The sequence below is a fragment of the Erythrobacter sp. W302b genome (assembly GCF_046452395.1).
Taxonomy (GTDB): domain Bacteria; phylum Pseudomonadota; class Alphaproteobacteria; order Sphingomonadales; family Sphingomonadaceae; genus Erythrobacter.
In genome coordinates, this window is sequence record NZ_JBKFDH010000001.1 from 146,478 (window position 1) to 152,500 (window position 6,023).

At 64.5% G+C, this 6,023-nt stretch carries 5 protein-coding genes (1 of these 5 only partly in view); 2 read left to right on the forward strand and 3 right to left on the reverse strand.

All coding sequences use genetic code 11. The annotated features are described in order from the left end of the window. Positions 1-18: 18 nt before the first annotated feature. A complete protein-coding gene (gene hslU / locus ACLBKT_RS00780) occupies positions 19-1,320 on the forward strand; it encodes an ATP-dependent protease ATPase subunit HslU (protein ID WP_410183623.1) in 1,302 nt (433 codons plus the stop codon). After that, the gene (locus ACLBKT_RS00785) at positions 1,320-1,688 is read left to right on the forward strand and encodes an ACT domain-containing protein (protein ID WP_410181092.1); all 369 of its coding nucleotides are present in this window, start codon (positions 1,320-1,322) and stop codon (positions 1,686-1,688) included. Before hslU ends, ACLBKT_RS00785 begins: the two co-directional genes overlap by 1 nt. Here ACLBKT_RS00785 and ACLBKT_RS00790 read toward each other — a convergent pair whose 3' ends face one another. The 3 genes from ACLBKT_RS00790 to ACLBKT_RS00800 all read right to left on the reverse strand — a co-directional run. Beyond that, a complete protein-coding gene (locus ACLBKT_RS00790; protein ID WP_410181093.1) occupies positions 1,689-3,641 on the reverse strand; it encodes a prolyl oligopeptidase family serine peptidase in 1,953 nt (650 codons plus the stop codon). Positions 3,642-3,734: 93 nt separating this feature from the next. Next, positions 3,735-5,603 carry an ABCB family ABC transporter ATP-binding protein/permease gene (locus tag ACLBKT_RS00795; RefSeq protein ID WP_410181094.1) on the reverse strand — a complete coding sequence of 623 codons (1,869 nt, stop codon included), beginning with the start codon at positions 5,601-5,603 and terminating at the stop codon, positions 3,735-3,737. 48 nt (positions 5,604-5,651) lie between these two features. Continuing rightward, positions 5,652-6,023, reverse strand: the 3' end of a protein-coding gene (locus ACLBKT_RS00800) for a retroviral-like aspartic protease family protein (RefSeq protein ID WP_410181095.1). It continues 552 nt past the right edge of the window; the window shows 372 of its 924 coding nt (coding positions 553-924); the start codon falls outside the window, past its right edge; it ends in the stop codon at positions 5,652-5,654.

Below are 6,023 nucleotides of genomic sequence, written 5' to 3' on the forward strand. Positions count from 1 at the left end.
GGAATGACGAACAAGATTATGATCGAAAACCTCACCCCCAAAGCCATCGTCGCCGCACTCGACGAACACATTATCGGCCAGTCCGAGGCCAAGCGTGCGGTTGCCGTGGCGCTGCGCAATCGCTGGCGGCGGCAGCGGCTCGGCGCGGATCTGCGCGACGAGGTGACGCCGAAGAACATCCTGATGATCGGCCCCACGGGCTGCGGCAAGACCGAGATCAGTCGCCGCTTGGCAAAGCTGGCCGAAGCACCGTTCATCAAGGTCGAGGCGACCAAGTTCACCGAGGTCGGCTATGTCGGCCGCGATGTCGAACAGATCGCGCGCGATCTCGTGGAGGAAGCGATCCGACTGGAAAAGGAACGCCGGCGCGAGAAGGTGCGCGAAGCTGCGTCGGAAGCCGCGATGGAGCGGCTGCTGACCGCGCTGGTGGGCGACAATGCCTCCGAAGCGACCCGCGCCAGCTTCCGCCAGCGGATCGTCCAGAACGCGATGAACGATGTCGAGGTCGAGATCGAAGTGCGCGATGCGCCCGCCGCCCCGTTCGACATGGGCAATATGGGCGGCCAGATGGGGATGATCGACCTCAGCGACATGATGGGCAAGGCACTGGGCCGCAAACCCACCCGCCGCCAGAAGCTGCGCGTGCCTGATGCATGGGATCGGCTGGTGGACGAAGAAGCGGACAAGCGGCTCGATCAGGACGATGTCGCTCGTGCGGCGCTGCTGAATGCCGAAACCAACGGGATCGTCTTCCTCGACGAGATCGACAAGATCGCGGTTTCCGATGTGCGCGGCGGATCGGTGTCGCGTGAGGGCGTGCAGCGCGATCTGCTCCCCTTGATCGAAGGCACCACGGTTGCCACCAAGTATGGCCCGATGAAGACCGACCACGTGCTGTTCATCGCCAGCGGCGCGTTTCACGTGGCCAAGCCCAGCGACATGCTGCCCGAGTTGCAGGGCCGCCTGCCGATCCGGGTGGAGCTGCGCGCGCTGACCGAGGCGGATTTCGTGCGAATCCTCTCCGAGACTCGCGCCAATCTGGTCGCGCAATACAAGGCGCTGCTCGGGACCGAGCAGGTGACGCTCGACTTTGCGGATGACGCTATCGCCGAGATCGCCCGCATCGCGGCGCAAGTGAACGCGACGGTCGAGAATATCGGTGCGCGGCGGTTGCAGACGGTGATGGAGCGGCTGCTGGAGGAAATCAGCTTTGAGGCGGAAGACCTCACCGGCCAGACGATCACGATCGATGCGGCCTATGTGACGTCGCGGCTCGCAGGGCTGGCGGGCAACACCGACCTCAGCAAGTATATCCTGTGATGCGCGCAGGGCCGGTCAGCGACCTTGCGGGGATGCTGGCGGGTATGGCCCCGGTGCTGGACGCGCGGCGATGGGATTTTGCGGTGCTTGCGGGCGATCCCCCTGCCGAAGCCTTTGCCCTGATCCGCGAGGACGAGGGGCTGACGGCGATCATCGCTGATACAGACGGTGCGTTCGCGCGCATCACGCTGATGGTGCATTCCGCGCTCGAAGGCGTGGGCCTGACCGCAGCAGTCTCCGGCGTGCTCGCCGGGGCGGGGATCGCCTGCAATATCGTCGCAGGCTACCACCATGATCACCTGTTCGTTCCGTGGCAGCGGCGTGAGGAGGCGCTGGCTCTTCTCCAGCGCCTCTCACAACCGGGCTGATCACTCGCCCAGCAGGTGCTTCTTCCAGAACACCAGTTCGGCCAGGAAGGCGTAGTCCGAATTGGCCTTCTTGCGGAAACCGTGGCCTTCGTCTGCCGCCACCAGATGCCACACCTCACCGCCATTGGCGCGGATCGCGGCGACCATCTGATCGGCCTCGGACTTGGGCACGCGCGGGTCATTGGCGCCTGTGATGACGAACATCGGCTTGGTGATCTCGTTCACCCGGGTGAGCGGGCTGATTTCGGTGAGTTTGGCGCGCTGCACCGGGTCGCGCTCGTCACCATACTCCACCCGGCGCAGGTCCTGTCGGTAGGGGTTGGTGTTCTCCAGAAAGCTGACGAAGTTGCTGATCGCCACGGTGCACTGGGTCGCAGCGAGCTTGTCCTTTAGCTGCACGGCGGCGGCATAGCACATGTACCCGCCGTACGACCCCCCGCTGACGCCGACCTTGTCCGGGTCGACGGCCGGATCGGCGCGGACGGCGTCGATCAGCGCGGCCATGTCCTTCACCGAATCCTCACGCTTGAACGGGCCATTGTCGAGGCTGACGAAGGTCTTCCCGAACCCGGTCGAGCCGCGCACATTGGGCAAGAAAACCCCGATGCCAAGCTCGTTGAGGATGTAGTTGACGGCCCCGACAAAGCCGGCCTTGCTCTGCCCTTCCGGGCCGCCATGGACATCGACAATCAAGGGACGCTTGCCCGGGAACTTGGTCGGGTCGGGGAGATAGAGCAGGCCGGAAACCTCAAGTCCGTCAAAGCTCTTGGTGGTCACGATGCGGGGTTCGACATTGAGGGAAGGATCAAGCCCGCCCGTCTCGCTCGTGGTCCAGCGGGTCAGCTGCATCGTTTTGGGGTCGAGTGACCACACATCCGCCGCGCTCTTGGCGCTGGAGAAGGAAAAGCCGATCTCGCCCCATGGCGCGATTTCAAGGCCGCCGATCTGGCCTGCGGGCAGGACGTCGACCTTGGTCACTTTGCCGCTTGCCACGTCAAGGATGCGCATCCGGTCCGATCCGGCTTCGTTGACTTCATAGACGATGGTCTTGCCGTCATCGGAGACATCGAAGCTGTCGACGTCCCATTTCTCCTTGGAGACCGGTGTGAACTTGCCCGACGCCGGATCGAGGCGGCCCAGCTGCTGGAAGTCGGAGCCGACATCGCTGGTCGCCCACAGCGTGCCGTCGGGCGCGATCTCCATGCCGCTGTAGGCGATCTCTGCCTTCGGATCGCCAACCGGTGTCATCGCGCCGCTGGCGAGATCAAGCCGGTAGATATCGACGTCCTGGACCGAGTTGTAATCGGCAACATAGGCGAAGGTCTTGTCGGGCGAAAAGGCGATGATCGCCCAGCCGCCGCCCTTGCTTTCATGCACCAGCCGGGCCGAGGCGGGATCGCGCGGGTTCATCACATAGAGGTCGGAATCCACCCCATTGCGCCGGGTCGAGCTGAAGCCGATCAACTCGCCATCCTTGCTCCAGGCATTGGGCTGGTTGCGGCTCTTGCCGTCGGTCAGCAGTGTGAGACGACCATCCTTGAGCGTGTGGAGCTGGTAGTATTCGTCCCCGCCGCGATCCTTGGTGACGAGAATGACGTCACCCTTGGTCGGGGCGTAGGAGCCCGACACCGGCTCAGCTTCGAAGCTGATCTGGGTGCGCGCGCCCATCGGCATCGCGATCCGGTGAAGCTGGCTGACATTGGCAAAGCGCGTGGTGATCAGCACCGCGCGGGTGTTGGGGTCCCACCCGGCAAAGCCCGCGCCGCGCGACTCGAGATAGGGCCGGACGCGGGCCGCCAGTTCGAGCGGGATTGGCGGCATATCCTCAGCGGTGAGCGCAGCGGGCACCGGAACGGTCGGCACTTCGGCGGGCGGTGCAGCGGTATCCTGCGCGGCGGCAGGGGTGAGGGCGGCGCTGCCGAGCAGCAAGGCAATCAATCGAGCGTGACGCATGTTCGTAGGTCTCTCCCCAAGAGCACCCTGCTCGCGGCAGGGGGCAGTGGAGCAGAGGTAACGGCGTGCTGGCGTGCTAGCAATCCTGCCCGGTCATTCGGCTGCCACGGCATCGACGTCGACATCGTCGTCGCGCCGTTCCGCTGCCTGACGCGACCACATTTCCGCATAAAGCCCGCCGCGCTTGAGCAGTCCGGCATGATCCCCGCTCTCCACCAGCCGTCCGTGGTCCAGCACCAGAATGTTGTCCGCGTCCGCAATGGTCGACAGCCGGTGCGCGATCGCGATCGTCGTGCGGCCCTGCGCGATCCGCCGCAGCGTGCCGAGGATTTCCTGTTCGGTCCGGGTGTCGAGCGCGCTTGTCGCTTCATCGAGCAGCAGGATCGGCGGGTTCTTCACCAGCGTGCGGGCAATGGCGACGCGCTGCTTTTCCCCGCCCGAAAGCTTCAATCCGCGTTCGCCCACCATCGTCTCGAACCGGTCGGGCAGGCGATCGATCAGCGGGGAGAGCGCCGCATCGCGAGCGGCCTGTTCCACCATCGCCTGATCCGCGCCTTCCGCGCCATAGGCGATGTTATAGGCGAGGTTCTCGTTGAACAGCACCGAATCCTGCGGGACGATTCCGATGGCCGCGCGCACGCTTTCCTGCGTGACGGTGGCGATATCCTCGCCGCCCACCATGATCCGGCCGGAGAGCGGGTCATAGAAGCGGAACAGCAGACGCCCGATCGTGCTCTTGCCCGCGCCGGAAGGCCCTACGATGGCGGTGGTGCTGCCGGCTGGCACTTCGAAGCTCAGGCCGTTGAGGATCGTGCGCCCGGGCTCATAGCCAAAGGTGACATTGTCGAAGGCGACAGTGGGCGTGCGAATGATCAGCGCGGGCGCACCCGGCTTGTCCTTGACCTCGATATCGGTGTCGATCAGGCGGAACATCTCGGCCATGTCGATGAGCCCCTGCCGGATCGTGCGATAGACCCAGCCCAGTACATCCAGAGGGCGGAAAAGCTGGATCAGCAGCGAATTGACCAGCACCAGATCGCCGACGGTCATCGCCCCGGTGCTCCAGCCCCACACGGTGTAGGCCATCGCCGCGCCAACCAACGCATTGGTGATGATCGATTGCGCCATATTGAGCAGCCCAACCGAGTTTTCGGACTTCACTGCCGCTTCGGCATAAGCGCGCGCGGCCTGACTGTAGCGCGCCTCCTCGCGCTTTTCGGCGCCGAAGTACTTCACCGTCTCGTAGTTCAGCAGCGAATCGACCGCGCGGTAGAGGGCCTTGCCGTCCAGCTCGTTCATCTCGCGCCGTAGCTTGGTGCGCCATTCCGTGATCGCGCGCGTCACCCAGACATAGGCGACCACGGTGATGGCGGTGGCCAGAACCAGCTCGATGCCGAAATTGATATAGAAAATGATCCCGACCGCGATCAGCTCGACGATGGTGGGGGCGATGTTGAACAGCAGGAAATAGAGCATCTGGTCGATGCTCTTGGTTCCGCGCTCGATGATCTTGGTGACCTCGCCCGTGCGCCGCGCCAGGTGGAAGCGTAGGGACAGTCGGTGGAGCCGGTGGAATACGTCCTCGGCCAGATGCAGCGTCGCAATCTGGCCGACTCGCTCGAAGGCGATATTGCGGAGATTGTCGAAGGCTACCGAGGTGAACCGTCCCAGCGCATAGGCGGCCACCAGCGCGAGGGCGACTGTGGCGCCGTCACGCGCCGCGCCTGTGCCCGACATGGCATCGACGGCACCCTTATAGGCAAAGGGCAGGGCGAGCGTGACGCCCTTGGCCGCCAGCACCAGCACCATCGAAACAGCAATCCGCATTCTGAGGCGGGGATTGTCCTTGGGCCAAAGGTAAGGAAGGAAGCGCTTGAGCGTTGCCCAGCTCTCCACGTCGCGCGCGCGAGTCTTCTTATTGGCGTCGGCAGGATCGGCGGGGGCGGAGGTTTCGGGCGGCATGGGCCCTGATGTGGGCGCGGCTTCGGCTTACCGCAAGGAGAGCATCATTCAGTAGCGCGGGCGATAGTTCGCCGATTGCTTGGCTTGCCGCATCGCCCGGGCCACATCGGCAGGGACATCGAACAGAATGCGCTGCCGGCCAAAGTCGATCGCGACCCGGTCGAACAGCGCCAAATGCTGCATCCCGATCGAAAGCACCGGCTGATCGCGCAGCCCCAGCGCATCAAAGGCCGGGGTGTCGGCGAAGGTCAGCGGCACGTCCGTCAGCGCCAGGCCTTCGATGCTGAGCGAGCGGACAATCGCCAGCTCGCCGACGATATCAACTCCATTGACGTCGGTCGTGACGACCTCCTGCGCGCGCTTGGCCCGGATCTTGTCGCGCAGGGCCATATTGCCAAGGCTCGCCTGCGCGCCGGTATC